Raw genomic sequence first — 15,684 nt, 5'->3', positions numbered from 1 at the left:
CCGGTTGACGTGGGTCCTAGACAAGCCACACCTCAACCGGAGGTTCTCCCCACGTCAACCAGAACCTTCCGCTACCAACGTCCTGGCCAAATACACCTAGGCCGTCAGCTCTTGGCGTGGTGCCGCTGGTAGTGCCGCTGAACCCGCGCCCGGTTGCCGCACCCGGCCGAACACCACTCGCGCCGGGAGTGGTCCTTCACGAAGAACAGCAGGCAGTTCGGCGCCAGGCAGGCGCGCAGCTTCTGCCGCTGCTCGCCGCCGAGCAGGTCGATGCCTTGGTGCGCCAGGAAAGCCACCGCGCGTTCGGCCGGGGTACCGCCTGAGCGAAGTACGCGGGCGGGCTCGCCGTCCTCGGGCCAGACCAGCTCGGCGCGCGTCTGGGCGAGGTCGTTGAGCGTGGCCAGCGCCTCGGCCCGGGCCACCTCGACCGCCACGGGGCGGGGGTCGTCGGTGGCCTCGGCGGCGAGCGCGCGCAGGGCGTCGCGCAGGCGTCGCAGCCGGTCGGCGACGGGCGCCGAGTCGTCGTCGAGCGCCACGCCGGCCTCGGTTTCGAGACGAGGAGCGACGGCGGCCAGCCAGCTGACGACGTCGGCGTCGTCCGTCAACGCGTCGGTCACGCCGTCGCGGCCGGCGTTCACGGTGTTCATCAGCTCCACCGGGAGGGGTTCGCCGAGCAGGGCAGCGGTCGTCATGGCACCCACTCTAGCACTTCCTAATGGAAGTCTGCGTCACAACCATTTGACAGCGCGGAGCGACCCGTGCCACTTTGACCTAACGGTTAACAAGACTCCAAACATTAGAAAGGCTTCGAGATGCCGACGCTGCCCCAGATCGAGCTCGAGCACGCCACCGGCCAGGCCGCGGTCCTGCTCGCCGAGACGAAGAAGAACATGGGCGCGATCCCGAACATGGCGAAGACCATGGCGAGCAGCCCCGCGCTGCTGAAGGGATACCTCGGCCTGTCCGGCGCGCTCGCCGGCGGGGTGTTGCCCGCCGCCGTCCGCGAGCGCCTCGCCCTCGCCACCGCCGAGTACAACCAGTGCACGTACTGCCTGTCGGCGCACACGATGATCGGCAGGAAGGTCGCCAAGCTCGACGCCGACGAGATCGAGCGCGCCCGCCATGCCGACTCGGCCGACGCGCACGTCGCCGCCCTGCTCACCCTGTCCGACGCCATCGCCCGCGGCCGCGGCACGATCGACGAGACCGTGCTCAAGACCGCGCGCGAAGCCGGCGTCACCAACGCCGAGATCGGCGAGGTCGTCGGCAACCTCGCGCTCAACGTCCTCACGAACTACTTCAACATCGTCGCCGACACCGACAACGAGTTCCCGGTCGTGCGGCCCCACGACTGATCACCGCGGGCGGGGTTCGGGCCTGGCTCGAACCCCGCTCGACGCAAGGGTTTCAGTCGGCCGGACCGCCACCGGGGAAGCCACCCTGCGACAGCACGGTGATCACCTCCGCCGCAACGTCCCCGCGGTTCGCGAAGCGATGCCGCCGTCCCGTGCGCAGGTAGACGCTGTCGCCGGGTTCGAGGTCCACTTCGGACTCCCCGCCGTCGAGCACGAGCTGCACCGCACCGCGCACGACGTGCACCCATTCCTCACCGTCGTGCACGGAGTCCTCGGCCATCACCGCGCCCGGTTCCAGCAGGGCGATACCCGACAGCAGCGTGCGGCGGGTATCCGGGGAGGCCAGGTAGACGCTCATGCCGGCGGCCGGGCTGTAGACCCGCTGACGCTCGGCGGCGCGCACCACGATCCCCTCCTCCGGATCGCGGGCGGGCATCAGGTCCGCCAGGTCCACGCCGTAGAGCGTGAGCAGCCGGTGCAGGCGGCCGAAGGTGATGTCGTTGGTGCCGTTCTCCACCAGGGACAGGAACGACTTCGAGATCCCCGTCGCGAGCGCCACCTGCTGCAGCGAAAGCCCGCGCCGCTTGCGGCACGCGCGCAGGTAGGGACCGATCTCGGGGACCGCCTCGTCGAGAGACCCGGATGACATGGTCCGGGACGGTACCCGATCGTCCAGTTTTCTGGAAGTCGTGTCCGGTGTTGTGAACTTTCCCCGCCGCCGCGGTGACGCATCCGTTATCCGGCAAGCGGTTGACCCGCGCGAACTCGGCTCGTACTGTACGCCGCAAGTTCAGTGTTCAGTTTACTGGATTCACGTTCTGTTTACTGGATAGCGGCGGCGGGCCCTGCCCCGTGGTCCGGGAAGGGCAACGATGCGCATCGGAATCGACGTCGGCGGCACCAACACCGACGCAGTCGCGCTCGACGGCGAGCGGGTCGTGGCGTGGACGAAAACCACCACGACGGCCGACGTGCTCACCGGCGTGGCCACGGCACTCGCCGCAGTGGTCGCGCAGGTCGGCACCGCCGCGGTCGAGGCCGTGGTGATCGGCACGACACAGTTCGTCAACGCCGTGGTGGAGGCGCGCCGCCTCGCGCCGGTGGTCGTCATCCGGCTGGCCACGCCGCCCCAGACGCTCGAACCGTTCACCGACTGGCCGCCGCCCCTGGCCGCCGCGGTACGGGCGCGGGCTCACGTGGTCGGCGGCGGGCACCAGTTCACCGGTGAACCGCTGCAGGCGCTCGACGCGGACGCCGTCCGCGAGATCGCCCGGACGGCGCCCGAGGGCTGCGAGTTCGTGGTCAGCGGCACGTTCTCCCCGGTCAACCCGGACGCCGAGCGCGAAGCCCGCGATCTCATCGACCGGGTGCGTCCCGGAGCGTCGGTCACGCTGTCGCACCAGATCGGCCGCCTCGGCATGCTGGAGCGGGAGAACGCCGCGATCCTCAACGCCGCGCTGCGGCCACTGGCCGTCCGCGTGATCACCGGCTTCGCCGACGCCCTGGCCGACGTCGGCCTCGAGGTGCCGCTGTTCCTCTCCCAGAACGACGGCACCGTGATGAACCTGGCCCTGGCGCGGGCGTTCCCCATCCTCACCATCGCCTCCGGGCCGACGAACTCCCTGCGCGGAGCGGCTTTCGAGTCGGCCGAGACGGACTGCATCGTCGCCGACGTCGGCGGCACCACCACCGACATCGGCCTCGTGCAGGGCGGGTTCCCGCGCGAGTCGGCCATCGCGATCGACCTCGCGGGGGTGCGCACCAACTTCCGGATCCCCGACGTCGTCTCGCTCGGCATCGGCGGTGGCAGCCTGGTCGCCGAGCACGACGGCCAGGTGAGCGTCGGGCCCGAGAGCGTCGGCCACCGGCTCACCGAACGCGCGCTCGTCTTCGGCGGCGACACACTCACCCTCACCGACGTCGCGGTGGCGGCCGGCCTCGCCGACGTCGGCGACCCGGCCCTCGTCGCCCACCTGGAAGCCGAGTTCACCGGCCGGGTGCTGGCGCACGTGCACGAGCGGATCGCCGAAGCCGTGGAACGCGCGAAACTCAGCGCCGCGGCCATCCCGGTGATCGCCGTCGGCGGCGGGGCCTTCGTGGTCGGCGACGAGATGCCCGGCGTGTCGGCAGTGCTGCGACCTGGCCACGCGCCCGTGGCGAACGCCGTCGGCGCGGCGACCGCGAACGTCGGCGCGGAGGTCGACCGGATCTACTCCCTCGCCGAGCGCTCCCGCGACGACGTGCTCGCCGAGGCCCGCCTGAGGGCGCACGAACGCGCGGTCGAGGCCGGCGCCGTCGCCGGGACGGTGCGGATCGTCGACGAGGAAGACCTCCCGCTCGCCTACCTGCAGCACACCACGAGGGTCCGCGTCCGGGCCGTCGGCGACCTCGGCACCTTCGTGCCCCCACGTGAGGAGCAGCTCCATGCAGCTCGATGAACCCGTGCTCGACGACCTGGTCACCGGCGCCACCATCCTCGCCGCCGGTGGCGGCGGCGATCCCTACCTGGGCAAGCTGATGGCACGGCTGTCGATCCGCGAGCACGGCCCGGTGCCGCTGCTCGACGTGGCCGGGATTCCCGACGACGCGCGGGTCGTGTTCGTCGCCGGCATGGGCGCGCCGAGCGTCGTGGTGGAGAAACTGCCGCGGGCGAGCGAAATCGTGGCCGCGCTGGAAACCCTGGAACAGCACCTGGGCTACCGCTTCACCCACGTCGCTCCCGCCGAAGCGGGCGGGCTCAACGCGGTGATCCCCGTGACCGCGGCCGCGTTGCACGGCATCCCGATGCTCGACGCCGACGGGATGGGCCGCGCCTTCCCGACGCTCGACCTCGTCACCCCCGCCCTCTACGGCGCGTCCACCACGCCCATGTCCCTCGTGGACGAACACGGCAACCGGCTGGTCATCACCGCGGAGTCCAACGACTGGGCCGACCGCATCGCCCGGTCCGCGATGATCACCTCCGGCTGCGTGATGATGTCGGCGCTGTACCCGATGACCGGCGCGCAGGCCAAGCAGTGGCTGGTGCGCGGTGCGCTCAGCCTGGCCGCGAGGCTCGGCAAAGTCGTGCGGACCGCGAGGGCCGAGCACACCTCGCCGGTGGACGCCGTCGTCGCCGAACGTGGCGGGGCACGGCTGTTCGACGGGAAGGTGGTCGGTGTCGAGCGCGCCACCGAGGGCGGCTGGACGGTCGGCGAGGCCGTGCTGCAGGGCCTCGACGCGTTCGCCGGGCAGGAGTTCCGGCTCGGGTTCCGCAACGAGTACCTGGTGGGCCGGCGCGACGGGCGGATCGTCGCGACCACGCCCGACCTGTTGATGGCGCTGGAACGCGAGACCGGCGCACCGATTCCCGCGGAGGAGCTGCGGTACGGCTACCGCGTGGCCGTGATCGGGCTGCCGTGCGACGAGCGGTGGCGCACCGAGGCGGGCCTGCGCGCTTCCGGCCCGCGGCGATTCGGGTACGACGTGGACTTCACGCCGGTCGAGACCGGTGCGGTGGCCCGATGAGCCGCACGGTCCTGCGCGGCGGCCGGGTGCTCGACGGCACCGGCGCCGCGCCCGCCGACGGCGACGTGGTGATCGAGGACGGCCGCATCGCCGAAGTCGGGCTCGGCCTCGACGGCGACGAGGAAGTCGACGTCACCGGCCGCACAATCCTGCCCGGCTTCATCGACTGCCACGTGCACGTGGTGTTCTCCGGCGTCGACCCGTTCCGGATGCAGCACGAGCCGTTCTCCTACCAGTTCTACGCCGCCGCGCGGAACCTCGCGGCCACTGTGGACACCGGCGTCACCACCGTCCGCGACGCAGGCGGGGCCGACGCCGGGATCAAGAAAGCGCTCTCCGACGGCCTGATCGAGGGGCCGCGGCTGCGCACGGCCGTCACCGTGCTCGGGCAGACCGGGGGCCACACCGACGGCTGGAGCGCGAGCGGCGAGACCGTGCGCCTGCTCGTGCCGCACCCCGGCCGGCCGGACATGATCGTGGACGGCCCTGACGAGATGCGTCGCCGCGTCCGGGAACTCGTGCGCGCCGGCGCCGACGTGATCAAGATCTGCACCTCCGGCGGAGTCCTCTCCCCCAGCGACGACCCGCGCCACGGCCACTTCTCCCCCGAGGAGATCGACGTCTGCGTCGCCGAGGCGGCCGCCGCCGGGCTCGGCGTGATGGCCCACGCCCAGGGCACGGCCGGGATCAAGAACGCCGTGCGTGCCGGGGTCGTCTCGATCGAGCACGGCGTCCACCTCGACGACGAGGCGATCTCCCTGATGCTCGAACGAGGGACCTGGCTCGTGCCGACGCTGATCGCCGGGCGGGCCCTGCTGCGGGACGTCGACGCGGGCACCACGCGGTTGCCGGCGGCCGTTCTCGACAAGGCCCGCGCCGTGACGGCCGAGCACCTGGAGTCGATCCGCCGCGCGGTCGACGCCGGCGTGCCGATCGCGCTGGGCACCGACAGCGGTGTGTTCCCGCACGGCTCGAACCTCGACGAACTGGAGCTGCTCGGCGAGGCCGGACTGTCCCCTGTGGACGCTCTGCGCGCCGGAACCTCCTCCGCCGCACGGCTGCTCGGCCTCGGCGACGAGCTCGGCAGCGTCGAACCCGGCAAGGTCGCCGACCTCGTGGTCGTCGACGGCGACCCGCTCGACCTCACCGGTTACGGCAAGCGCGTCGCGCAAGTCTGGCAACGCGGGCACCTCGTCCGCACCCGTTGATCCCCTTCCCCGAGGAGTCCCCCATGGCAAAGGCGCCTGACGAAGTCGTGAACCTGGTCAAGGACTGGCTGGCCGCGGGCCACCGGCGTGACGTCGAGTTCATCACGAAGCACTCCCACACCGAGGACGAGAACTTCGTCCACACCGTCGCCTCCGGTCCCGACGGCGCGCTCACCCTCGCGCAGTTCCTGGACCACCTGCGCCAGTACCAGCCGCGTGAGGTGCTGGTCTCGGACCCGCAGGGGTTCGTGCACGGTGACGTCGCGTGGATCTTCGACTCGCCGCGGGTCGACCTGCTCGACGAGGGCGTGATCGACGCCCGCTTCACCGCGGTGCTGCGCCGCGTCGACGGCGATTGGAAGGTCGTGCACGCGCACCTGTCCGAAGGCGTCCCGCACCAGCCCTGACCACCCATCGTTGCAGGGGGGATCCACCACATCGAGCCGGCCTTGGAGGCTGTCATGAGTTCGGCGGGTTCTGACGACTACTCCCTCGCGCGCGTGCCGCTCACCGCGCGCCGTTCCTGGTTCGGGATCGCGGTCCAGCGGTTCGGCCAGCTCTCGGCCCTGATCCAGTTCCTCATCGGGGCCACTCTCGGCTACAGCATGCACTTCTGGACCGCGTTCTGGGCGCTCACGCTGGGCGCGCTGGTGATCGAGCTCGTGTCCGTCCTGGTCGGCGTGATCGCCGTGCGGGAAGGACTGCCGACCGCGTTGCTGGCGCGGTGGACGGGCTTCGGCACCGGCGGCTCGGCGCTGCTGTCGCTCGTGCTGGGGCTGTCCATCACCATCGGGTTCGGCGTGCAGTCGGGCGTTTCGGCGCAGGGCCTGCTGTCGCTGCTCGGCGGGCTGCCGCTGTGGGCGTGGGCGATCGTGTTCGGGCTCGTGGTCACGGGCATCGTGGTCTACGGCATGACGTCGATGGCGTGGACGGCCTACCTGGCCGTGCCGGTGTTCCTCGCCCTCGTGGCGTGGTCGGTCGGCACCGAGCTGTCGCGGCACTCGCTGTCGGACCTGGTCGCCTCTCCCCCGCCGGGCCCGGCCATGACGCTCGCGCAGGGCGCCGCGCTGGTCGCCGGCTCGTTCATCACCGGCGCCGTGATCACGCCCGACATGGCGCGCTTCAACCGGTCCGTCGGCGACGTCGTGAAGCAGACCGTCGTGGGCATCACCCTCGGCGAGTACGTGATCGGGCTGGCCGGCGTGCTGCTCGCCCACGCGGCGGGTTCCAGCGACGTCATCGCGATCATCGTCTCGTCCGTCGGCTGGGTCGGGGTGCTGGTGATCCTGCTGGGCACCGTGAAGATCAACGACTGGAACCTCTACAGCGCCAGCCTCGCCCTGGTGTCGTTCGTCGAGATCATCTTCCGCCGCAAGGTCCACCGCGCGGCGGTGACGATCGCCGTCGGCGTGGTCGGCAGTGTCACCGCGGCGTTCGGCGCGCTGGACTGGTTCACCTCGTACGCGGCGGCCCTGGGGTACATCTTCCCGCCGGTGGCCGGGATCATGCTGGCGGAGTACTTCGTGGTCCGCTCGTGCCGTCCGTTGCTCGACCGGGGCCGCGCCACGGACGAGCTTCCGCCCGAGGCGCCCCGCTGGGTCCCGGCCGCGCTGGTGGTGTGGGTGCTGGCTTCGCTAGCGGGCGCGTTGGCGGGCTTCGGAAGCCCGGCGATCACGTCACTGGTGGCGGGGTTCGTCCTCTACGCGGCGGCCGGGAAACTCGGCCTGGTGCGGCGTCCGGTCGTGCCCGCGGCCGAACCCGCTCCGGCCCCCGCGGCGGAAGCGTCGTGACGTCTTCGCCGGACGGCCGGCTACCGCGGCTCTTCGCCGGGGAGGTCCTCGACGGACAGCCGCAGCCAGTCGTGCTCGAGGAGAACGTGCAGGTCCGGCCCACGGCCGATGGCGCGGACGGCGGGCAGTTCCCGGCCGTCCGGCCGGACCAGGCGGTACTCGCCGGTCACGTGCACGCGGTCGTCGCCGAGGACACCCACGACGAGCCGGTCGCGCTCGGCGCCGTAGCCCCCGTAGAACACGACCCGGGAACCGCCGACGGCCAGGGCCCTGGCGCCGTGGACGTCGTTGTGCCAACCGGTCACCTCACCGTCTCGGATGCGCACGACGGGGAAGTCGGTGTAGTGGCAGGTCCACGCCGTGTCGCCGTCGACGTTGAGGGCGTAGCAGTCGCTGATCCCCCAAGACCCGTGATCGTCGGGCGGGCGGAAGCGCCAGGTCAGGGTCAAATCGGCGGAGAAGCGGTTCAGCCCGTGATCGCCGAGGGGTTCGTCGGCGTTTTCGCCACCCCAGCCGTAGTTTCCGAAGACGCCCTCGTCGAAGTAGCCCGCCCAGATCTCGCCCCGGCGCGTCGCGGCCACGTGTTCGATGCCGTCGCCCAGGGTCTGTTCGATCACCGGCGTTCCGTCGGCGTCGAAGACGATCGCGTTGCGGTCCGGGCCGCCCTCGCGCCACCGGCACCGGGCGCCGACGATCAGCGTCCGGCCGTCGGGCAACGGCTGCACGTGGGGGTGCGCCACCGGAAGCCGTGCGATCCGCGTGGTGCCGATCGGTTCCGGTGCGTGCACGCTCACGCGGGCCGCGACCGCATGGGGCGCCACGGCATCGGGAAACGTGGCCCAGCCCGGCTGCGTGGTCGTGGACCGCAGCGCCGCGAGATCTTCGGGCGTCGACCAGAGGGCCACGGCCTCGCCGGAGGGGCCGATCGACGCGGTCACCCGCACGTCACCTTCTTGCGGGGCAAGGATCTTCGCGTGGTGCCGGAGCCGGACAGTGGGCAGGGTCAGCATCTCGGCGCGCCGTTCGAGGTCTCGTCGGCGGTAGTCAGCTTCAGTCATCGAGAACATTCGAGCACGGTCAAGCGCCCGTGGCCCACCGAATTTCGCGAAGGCGCGCTCACCAGGCGCCCGGTTCGAACTCCGCGGTCAGGTCGCGCCAGCCCACCGGTTCGCCGCAGTGGGCGCACGTCGGGCGGGGGTCGGCGGGGTGGCCGCAGTCGCGGTGGTGGAGGCGGACCGGGGGGACCTCGTTCTGGTACTTGTCGCCCCAGGACATGACGGCGAGGAGGATCGGGTAGAGGTCCGCGCCCTTCTCGGTGAGGCGGTATTCGTGCCGCGGCGGGGTGTCCTGGTACTGCACGCGGTCCAGGACACCCTCAGCGGTGAGCAGGCGCAGGCGGTCGTTGAGCACGTTGCTGCCGAGGCCCAGCTTGGTGCGGAAGTGGTCGTAGCGCCGCTCACCGCGGAAGCACTCACGCAGGATCATCATCGTCCAGCGCTCGCCGATGACCGACCACGTGCGGGCGACGGAGCAGTAGACGTCCTGGAGCTCGTCGTGCTTCATGGCAGCCATCGTAGGACAAGGCCGAGTAGGACAACTTTCGAGTCTTACCTGGTTGCGGGCATCGTGGCTGCCCCCTAGAGTCGGACTCGATCCGAGTCCCGGCGGCCGAGAGGACGACGATGCCCTTCTACCAGTTCACGGTCCCGAGCGGTGGCGCGACGCTGAAGCACCGGGCGGAAGTGGCGGCGGCGGTGACGAAAGTCCACGCCGAGGTCACCGGCGCGCCCGAGGTCTACGTGCACTGCTCGTTCACCGAGGTCGCGCCGGGCAGCATCTTCGTCGCCGGGGAGCCGGTGACAGGCCCGCGTCTGGTCGGCTTCCTCCGCTCCGGCCGGCCGCCGGAGCTTCGGGCCCGGCTGCTGCACCGGCTGGCCGACGACTGGTGCGCGATCACCGGCGACGCCAAGGAAAGCGTCGCGATCTTCCTCACCGAGATCCCCGGCGCGAACGTCCTCGAAGACGGCCGGATCCTCCCTGAGGTCTGAGCCTCAGAGCACCCGCCGCACCAGCTCGGCCTGTTCCTTCTGGTGCCGGTGGTGCGAACCCGTCGCGGGTGACGCGGCCGCGGGCCGCGACACCACCGTCAGCCGCTTGCCGGCCGGCGGTTCGAACTCGCCGCGCAGGAACGACCACGCTCCCTGGTTCTTCGGTTCCTCCTGCGCCCACACGAGGTCCGCGTTCGGGTAACGGGACAGCACCCGCGTCAGCTCCGCCTGCGGCAACGGCGACAACTGCTCCAGCCGCACCAGCGCGACGTTCCCGCCCGCCCGCGCGAGCAGGTCGTAGTACAGCTTTCCGGACACCAGCACGACCTTCTCGACGGCGGCGGGATCGAGATCGCGGGGGTCGTCGAGCACCGGCGCGAAGGCACCTTCGGTGAAGTCCGCGACGGCACTCGTCGCGGCCCGCAGCCGCAGCATGCTCTTCGGCGTGAACACCACCAATGGCTTGCGCACCGGTGCGAAAGCCTGGCGCCGCAACAGGTGGAAGTAGGACGCCGGCGTCGACGGCTGCGCCACGATCAGGTTCTCCTCGGCACACAGCTGCAGGAACCGCTCGATCCGCGCCGACGAGTGGTCCGGCCCGCGGCCCTCGTACCCGTGCGGCAGCAGCATCACGACCGACGACGACTGGCCCCACTTCTGCTCCGCCGAGCTCACGAACTCGTCGACGATCACCTGCGCACCGTTCACGAAGTCGCCGAACTGCGCCTCCCACAGCACGAGCGCGTCCGGCCGCTCGACCGAGTAGCCGCATTCGAACCCGAGCGCCGCGTACTCGCTCAGCAGCGAGTCGTAGATCCGGAACGGCGCCTGCGTCTCGCCGAGGTGCGCCCAGCGGTGTCCACTCCCGGCCGGTCTCGTGGTCGTGGAGCACGGCGTGGCGCTGCACGAACGTGCCGCGCCGGCTGTCCTGGCCCGCGAGCCGCACCGGCACGCCGTCGAGCACCAGCGAGCCGAACGCGAGCAGCTCCGCGAACGCCCAGTCGATGCCGCCCTTCTCCCCCATCTCCGCGCGCTTCGCCAGCAGGGGCGCGAGTTTCGGGTGCACGGTGAAACCCTCGGGCTGATCGGTGAACGCCGTCGCGATCTGTTTCACGGTCACGTCGGAGATCGCGGTCGGCCGCACCGGCGCGGCGCGCCGAGTCTCCGAAGAGGCGACACTGTCCACAGTGGTCTGTGCGAACGCCCGCTCCAGCCGGTCGCGGAAGTCCCGCTCGGCGGCCGCGAACTCGTCCGCGGTGAGGTCGCCGCGCCGCGTGAGGACGTCGGTGTAGAGCTTGCGCACCGAGGGCTTGGCCTCGATCACGGCGTACATCCGCGGCTGGGTCATCGACGGGTCGTCGGCCTCGTTGTGCCCGCGACGGCGGTAGCAGATCAGGTCGATCACCACGTCGCGCCCGAACTCCTGCCGGTAGGCGAACGCGAGCCGCCCGGCGCGCACGACGGCCTCGGGGTCGTCGCCGTTCACGTGCAGCACGGGCGCCTGGATCGTCTTGGCGACGTCGGTCGAATACACCGACGAACGCCCGTCCTGCGGCAGCGTCGTGAACCCGACCTGGTTGTTGATGTTGACGCGGATCGTGCCGCCGACGCGGTAGCCGCGCAGCTGCGACATCTGCAGCGTCTCGGCGATCACGCCTTCGCCGGCGAGCGCCGCGTCGCCGTGGACGATGATCGGCAGCGTCGAGAACCGCCCGTCGCCGCTGCGGTCCTGCCGCGCGCGGGCCACCCCGAGCAGCACGCCGTCCACCGCGTCGAGGTGCGACGGGTTGGCGGTCAGGTACACGGGCAGCTCGGCGCCGTCCGCGGCGGTGAAGACGCCCTCGGTGCCCAGGTGGTACTTCACGTCGCCAGAACCGCCACCCGCCTCGGCGCTGTCCTCGAACTCGTCGAAGATCTGGCGGTGCGTCTTGCCGGCGATGGTGGCCAGCACGTTGAGCCGGCCGCGGTGCGCCATCGCGATGGTGGCACCGGCCAGGCCTTCGCCGGCCGCGCGGCCCAGGATCGCATCGAGCAGCGCGATCGCCGACTCGCCGCCTTCGAGGCTGAAGCGCGTCTGGCCGACGTACTTGGTCTGCAGGAACGTCTCGAACGCCTCGGCTTCGATGAGCTTGCCCAGCAGGTGCAGCTGCTCGTCTCGCCCGGGCTTCGCGAACGGCTGCTCGACGCGTTCACGCAGCCACCTGCGCTGCTCGAGATCCTGGATGTGGGTGTACTCGATGCTCAGCGTGCGGCAGTAGGCGTCCCGCAGCAGAGCGAGGATGTCGCGCAGGGCCATCCGCTCGCGGCCGCCGAGGCCGCCGGTCGCGAACTCGCGGTCGAGGTCCCAGAGGGTGAGGCCGTGGGTGGCCGGGTCGAGGTCCGGGTGCGAGCGCTGCCGGTACTCCAGCGGGTCCGTGTCGGCGGCGAGGTGACCGTGGGCGCGGTAGGCGTCGATGAGCTCGTGGACCCGGGTCGGTTTGTCGACCGCTCCGGTGACCTCGGCGGCCCAGCGGAGCGGCTCGTACGGGATCCGGAGCGCGGCGAAGACGTCGTCGTAGAAGCCGTGCTCACCCAGCAGCAACTCCTCGACCAGGCGCAGGAACTCGCCACTGCCCGCACCCTGGATCACGCGGTGGTCGTAGGTGCTGGTGAGCGTGAGGGTCTTGCCGATGCCGTTGTCCGCGAGCCACTCGGCACTCGCGCCCTTGAACGCCGCCGGGTACTCCAGCGCGCCCGCGCCGATGATGGCGCCCTGGCCCTGGGTCAGGCGCGGCACGGAGTGCTCGGTGCCGATCCCGCCGGGGTTGGTCAGCGACAGCGTGAGGCCGGCGAAGTCGTCGACCTTCAGCGCGCCGCCGCGGGCGCGTTCGACGAGGTCTTCGTACGACGCCAGGAACTCGGCGAACGTCAGCGGCTCGGCGGCCTTGATCACCGGCACGACGAGCGTGCGGCGGCCGTCGGGGCGCGCCAGGTCGATGGCGACGCCGAGCCCCACGTGCTCGGGCGTGACGACGGCCGGCTTTCCGTCGACCACGGCGTAGTGGACGTTCTGGCCGGGGAACCGCTTCACGGCCTGCACCAGTGCCCAGCCGAGCAGGTGCGTGAAGCTGACCTTGCCGCCGCCGGTGCGGCGCAGGTGGTCGTTGACGACGATCCGGTTCTCGACCAGGAGCTTCGCCGGCACCGTGCGGACGCTCGTGGCGGTCGGCACGGAAAGGCTCGCGTCCATGGCCGACGCCAGGGTTTTCGCGGTGCCGCGCAGGACGGTGACGTCTCCGTCCGGCTGCTCACCGGGCGCCGGTGCGACGGGAGGCTGCGTGCTCGGGGTGCTCGGGGTGTCCGGGGTGTCCGGAGTGTCCGGGGTGTTCGCCTCGGGCCGGTAGTTCTCGAAGACCGGCCACCAGGACCGGTCCACCGAGGTCTTGTCCTGCCGATACCGGTCGTACAGCTCCTCCACCAGCCACTCGTTGACCCCGAACCCTGCCGGGGACCCCTCGTCGACGTCCGTGCCCGCCATTTCGATCCAGCTCCTGTTCCCTGAGAACGCTCGTTCTCACCGCTCGGCATCAGTCTACGCCCCGGAAGAGGACCGTTCGCCCGGCCCCGGATCCGGGGGAAATCAGTGGTGTGGCAAGCGATCCACGACGTGCACCACCGTCGGGACCTTGTACGGCGCGAGGCGATCGCGCAGCCACTCGCGCAACGTCGAGCCGACCGCCGGATCGGTGGTGACGACGTACGCGGCCACCGTCTCGCCCCACCGCGGATCGGCGACCCCGGTCACCCGGACCGCGGTGACGGCCGGGTGCGTGAGAACGACCTCTTCCACCTCGTCCGGGTAGACGTGGAACGAGCCGGTGTTGATCATCCCGTCGAGCCGGCCGGTCAGCCGCAGGTAACCGGCGCCGGTGAGCTCGGCGGTGTCGCCGAGCCGGCACCAGCCGTCCACGTCCGCGAAGGCGGGCGAAACCATCGGGCTGCGGGTGCGGACTTCCCCGCCGACGATCCGCAGGTCGACGGCGGGGATCGGGCGGCCGCACGTCCCGGCCACCTGCGCGTCGCCCGCGAGCAGGCGCCCGTGGTCGTCGGGGCTGAGGACGGTGAGCGGCCAGCCGGCCTCGTAGCGGCCGTAGAGCTGGCAGAGGGTGCCGCCGAAGACGCGGTGCAGACGGGCGAGCTCGGCCGTTTCCACCGGCGCGCCGCCGTAGAGCACGCGGCGCAGCAAAGCCAGGCGGCCGGGGTCGCCCACCGCGTCGGCGACGCGGCTCAGCATTCCGGGAACGGCGAACACCGTCGTGATCCGGTGCCGTTCGATCGCCTCGGCCATCGCGCCGGCGGAGAACCGCGGCAGCAGAACCTGGGGCAAACCCAGGTGCAGGAAGGGAAAACTGCCGACCAGGCCGGTCGCGTGCATCAGCTGGACGACGGTCAGGTAGCGCTCGCCGGCGGCGAGCGGCGGGCCGTAGCCACCGGCGCGGTGGAGGTCCACGTTGATATCGATGATGGCGCGCCAGTTGGCGTAGCTGGTGGGGATGCCGAAGAGCTCGCCGCCGCGGACCGCGCGCGGGTAGACGACCAGTGGCTGTTCCGCGCGGACGAAAACCCGGTCGAACCACTCGGGGCCCGGTGCCGGTGAAGCGTCGTGGTGCACCAGAGTCGCGGCACCGAGCGCCGTGCTCGTCCAGCCCGTCGGATCGTCGCGGACGTCGTCGTGGTGGCCGTCGGTCAGCACCGCCCGCGCGCCGCCGGCGTCGAAGATCGCCCGGGTTTCGGCTGTCGCCGCGGACGGTTCGACCGGCAGGCGCGTGGCCCCGGCCAGCTCTGTGGCGAGAAACGCCTCGAGCGCGGCCGCGCTGTTGCGGAACGACAGGCCGACCGTCGCGCCCGTCAGCCCGCGCTCGACCAGCCGGCCCGCCAGCGCCCGGGCCCGTCGCAGCAGGTCTTCGCCGGTGCGGGTCACGGTGCCGTCGGGGCTGGAGGTGAGCACGGTGTCGGCGGCTCGGGTCAGCGCTTCCCGGATCTCCCGGCCCGCTTCGACCCCGGAGTGACGGTCCATGGTGTCCTCGTCGTCGGTGAGAACGTTCATTCTCACGGTGGTGATAGTCTAGGGTTCACTTTTCCGACCGTCAACGTCCGCTTACGTGAGGTGCCGTGACCAGCGCCGAGGAACTCCGAGACCCCGTCCGCGAGCAGCTGCTCGACGCCGCGGAGCAAGTGTTCTACTCGCGGGGCATCCAGGCCGTGGGCATGGACCGGCTGCGGACCGCGGCGAACCTGCCGCTGCGGCGGATCTACCAGCTCTACCCCAGCAAGGACGACCTCGTCGTCGCCTTCCTGCGCCGGCGCCACGAGCGCATGATGGGCAGCATCGCCGACTTCGTCGCCAAGGCCGACGAGCCGCACGCCCGCGTGGCCGCGATCTTCACCTGGCTGCACCGCTGGTTCTGCGAGGCCGACTTCCGCGGCTGCCCGTGGATGAACGCGTTCGGCGAGCTCGGGGCCACGACCCCGGCGGTCGCCGCCGAGGTGCACCACCACCAGCGCGAGTTCCGCAAGCTGCTGTCCGGCATCGTCACCGACGCCGGCTTCTCCCGCGAAGCCGGCAACGCCGTGTACTTGCTGGCGGAGGGCGCGGTCTCGGCGGCCGCCGTCCAGCGCACCGCCACCCCGGCCGCGGAGGCCCGCCGGACAGCCGAGATCATCATCGGCGCCGAAACACCCGGCCCCCGTCGCCGCGGCGCCGCCCGCGCCCAGTCCTGAGCGCGGGCGGCCGCGG

General features: G+C 71.5%; 14 protein-coding genes and 1 pseudogene. 8 read left to right on the top strand and 7 right to left on the bottom strand.

Going from position 1 to position 15,684, the window contains the following annotated elements:
• Positions 1 to 104: 104 nt before the first annotated feature.
• Positions 105 to 692, bottom strand: a complete 588-nt coding sequence (locus AB0878_RS45965) for an ABATE domain-containing protein (RefSeq protein WP_366589111.1) — start codon at positions 690 to 692, stop codon at positions 105 to 107.
• Positions 693 to 812: 120 nt separating this feature from the next.
• On the opposite strand from AB0878_RS45965, the gene AB0878_RS45960 reads away from it, so the two are divergent.
• On the top strand, positions 813 to 1,355 hold the full coding sequence (locus tag AB0878_RS45960) for a carboxymuconolactone decarboxylase family protein (RefSeq protein WP_366589109.1): 543 nt from the start codon (positions 813 to 815) through the stop codon (positions 1,353 to 1,355).
• 52 nt (positions 1,356 to 1,407) lie between these two features.
• Here the strand turns inward: AB0878_RS45960 and AB0878_RS45955 are convergent, their stop codons facing one another.
• Positions 1,408 to 2,004, bottom strand: a complete 597-nt coding sequence (locus AB0878_RS45955) for an XRE family transcriptional regulator (RefSeq protein WP_366589107.1) — start codon at positions 2,002 to 2,004, stop codon at positions 1,408 to 1,410.
• Between the two features lie 223 nt (positions 2,005 to 2,227).
• Here AB0878_RS45955 and AB0878_RS45950 point away from each other — a divergent pair, with 223 nt between their 5' ends.
• Genes AB0878_RS45950 through AB0878_RS45930 form a run of 5 tightly spaced genes read left to right on the top strand, consistent with a single transcriptional unit; the run spans position 2,228 to position 7,860 of the window.
• Positions 2,228 to 3,793, top strand: coding sequence for a hydantoinase/oxoprolinase family protein (locus tag AB0878_RS45950; protein WP_366589105.1), 1,566 nt, complete (start codon positions 2,228 to 2,230; stop codon positions 3,791 to 3,793).
• Positions 3,780 to 4,862 carry a DUF917 domain-containing protein gene (locus AB0878_RS45945; protein ID WP_366589103.1) on the top strand — a complete coding sequence of 361 codons (1,083 nt, stop codon included), beginning with the start codon at positions 3,780 to 3,782 and terminating at the stop codon, positions 4,860 to 4,862. Before AB0878_RS45950 ends, AB0878_RS45945 begins: the two co-directional genes overlap by 14 nt.
• On the top strand, positions 4,859 to 6,070 hold the full coding sequence (locus tag AB0878_RS45940; RefSeq protein ID WP_366589100.1) for an amidohydrolase family protein: 1,212 nt from the start codon (positions 4,859 to 4,861) through the stop codon (positions 6,068 to 6,070). Before AB0878_RS45945 ends, AB0878_RS45940 begins: the two co-directional genes overlap by 4 nt.
• Positions 6,071 to 6,093: 23 nt before the next feature.
• Complete coding sequence (locus tag AB0878_RS45935) at positions 6,094 to 6,477, top strand: nuclear transport factor 2 family protein (protein ID WP_366589098.1); 384 nt, start codon at positions 6,094 to 6,096, stop codon at positions 6,475 to 6,477.
• 54 nt (positions 6,478 to 6,531) lie between these two features.
• Positions 6,532 to 7,860 carry a cytosine permease gene (locus AB0878_RS45930; protein ID WP_366589096.1) on the top strand — a complete coding sequence of 443 codons (1,329 nt, stop codon included), beginning with the start codon at positions 6,532 to 6,534 and terminating at the stop codon, positions 7,858 to 7,860.
• Between the two features lie 20 nt (positions 7,861 to 7,880).
• Here AB0878_RS45930 and AB0878_RS45925 read toward each other — a convergent pair whose 3' ends face one another.
• Positions 7,881 to 8,918 carry a hypothetical protein gene (locus tag AB0878_RS45925; RefSeq protein WP_366589093.1) on the bottom strand — a complete coding sequence of 346 codons (1,038 nt, stop codon included), beginning with the start codon at positions 8,916 to 8,918 and terminating at the stop codon, positions 7,881 to 7,883.
• 58 nt (positions 8,919 to 8,976) lie between these two features.
• Positions 8,977 to 9,423, bottom strand: a complete 447-nt coding sequence (locus AB0878_RS45920) for a winged helix-turn-helix transcriptional regulator (RefSeq protein ID WP_366589090.1) — start codon at positions 9,421 to 9,423, stop codon at positions 8,977 to 8,979.
• A gap of 119 nt (positions 9,424 to 9,542) precedes the next feature.
• Here AB0878_RS45920 and AB0878_RS45915 point away from each other — a divergent pair, with 119 nt between their 5' ends.
• Positions 9,543 to 9,908, top strand: a complete 366-nt coding sequence (locus AB0878_RS45915) for a tautomerase family protein (RefSeq protein ID WP_366589087.1) — start codon at positions 9,543 to 9,545, stop codon at positions 9,906 to 9,908.
• Positions 9,909 to 9,911: 3 nt separating this feature from the next.
• On the opposite strand, the gene AB0878_RS45910 is transcribed toward AB0878_RS45915, so the two are convergent.
• From AB0878_RS45910 to AB0878_RS45900, 3 genes and pseudogenes are all read right to left on the bottom strand, one after another.
• Complete coding sequence (locus tag AB0878_RS45910; protein ID WP_366589119.1) at positions 9,912 to 10,724, bottom strand: hypothetical protein; 813 nt, start codon at positions 10,722 to 10,724, stop codon at positions 9,912 to 9,914.
• Positions 10,725 to 10,812: 88 nt separating this feature from the next.
• Positions 10,813 to 13,425: pseudogene (locus AB0878_RS45905) on the bottom strand (multifunctional oxoglutarate decarboxylase/oxoglutarate dehydrogenase thiamine pyrophosphate-binding subunit/dihydrolipoyllysine-residue succinyltransferase subunit); the annotation flags it as partial.
• A 102-nt stretch (positions 13,426 to 13,527) separates the two neighbouring features.
• The gene (locus AB0878_RS45900; protein WP_366589084.1) at positions 13,528 to 14,994 is read right to left on the bottom strand and encodes an AMP-binding protein; all 1,467 of its coding nucleotides are present in this window, start codon (positions 14,992 to 14,994) and stop codon (positions 13,528 to 13,530) included.
• 65 nt (positions 14,995 to 15,059) lie between these two features.
• Between AB0878_RS45900 and AB0878_RS45895 the strand changes: the two genes are divergently transcribed.
• Positions 15,060 to 15,668, top strand: a complete 609-nt coding sequence (locus tag AB0878_RS45895) for a TetR/AcrR family transcriptional regulator (protein ID WP_366589082.1) — start codon at positions 15,060 to 15,062, stop codon at positions 15,666 to 15,668.
• Positions 15,669 to 15,684: the final 16 nt, after the last annotated feature.

The sequence above is a fragment of the Amycolatopsis sp. NPDC047767 genome, assembly GCF_040704195.1.
GTDB lineage: Bacteria > Actinomycetota > Actinomycetes > Mycobacteriales > Pseudonocardiaceae > Amycolatopsis.
Note: the sequence above shows the minus strand (reverse complement) of the source record. Positions and strands in the feature narration are given on the sequence as shown.

Coding starts and splice junctions, on each gene's coding strand:
- AB0878_RS45960 (WP_366589109.1), top strand. CDS start 813: ATGCCGACGCTGCCCCAGATCGAGCTCGAGCACGCCACCGGCCAGGCC.
- AB0878_RS45965 (WP_366589111.1), bottom strand. CDS start 692: ATGACGACCGCTGCCCTGCTCGGCGAACCCCTCCCGGTGGAGCTGATG.
- AB0878_RS45935 (WP_366589098.1), top strand. CDS start 6,094: ATGGCAAAGGCGCCTGACGAAGTCGTGAACCTGGTCAAGGACTGGCTG.
- AB0878_RS45945 (WP_366589103.1), top strand. CDS start 3,780: ATGCAGCTCGATGAACCCGTGCTCGACGACCTGGTCACCGGCGCCACC.
- AB0878_RS45940 (WP_366589100.1), top strand. CDS start 4,859: ATGAGCCGCACGGTCCTGCGCGGCGGCCGGGTGCTCGACGGCACCGGC.
- AB0878_RS45925 (WP_366589093.1), bottom strand. CDS start 8,918: ATGACTGAAGCTGACTACCGCCGACGAGACCTCGAACGGCGCGCCGAG.
- AB0878_RS45920 (WP_366589090.1), bottom strand. CDS start 9,423: ATGAAGCACGACGAGCTCCAGGACGTCTACTGCTCCGTCGCCCGCACG.
- AB0878_RS45955 (WP_366589107.1), bottom strand. CDS start 2,004: ATGTCATCCGGGTCTCTCGACGAGGCGGTCCCCGAGATCGGTCCCTAC.
- AB0878_RS45900 (WP_366589084.1), bottom strand. CDS start 14,994: ATGAACGTTCTCACCGACGACGAGGACACCATGGACCGTCACTCCGGG.
- AB0878_RS45950 (WP_366589105.1), top strand. CDS start 2,228: ATGCGCATCGGAATCGACGTCGGCGGCACCAACACCGACGCAGTCGCG.
- AB0878_RS45930 (WP_366589096.1), top strand. CDS start 6,532: ATGAGTTCGGCGGGTTCTGACGACTACTCCCTCGCGCGCGTGCCGCTC.
- AB0878_RS45915 (WP_366589087.1), top strand. CDS start 9,543: ATGCCCTTCTACCAGTTCACGGTCCCGAGCGGTGGCGCGACGCTGAAG.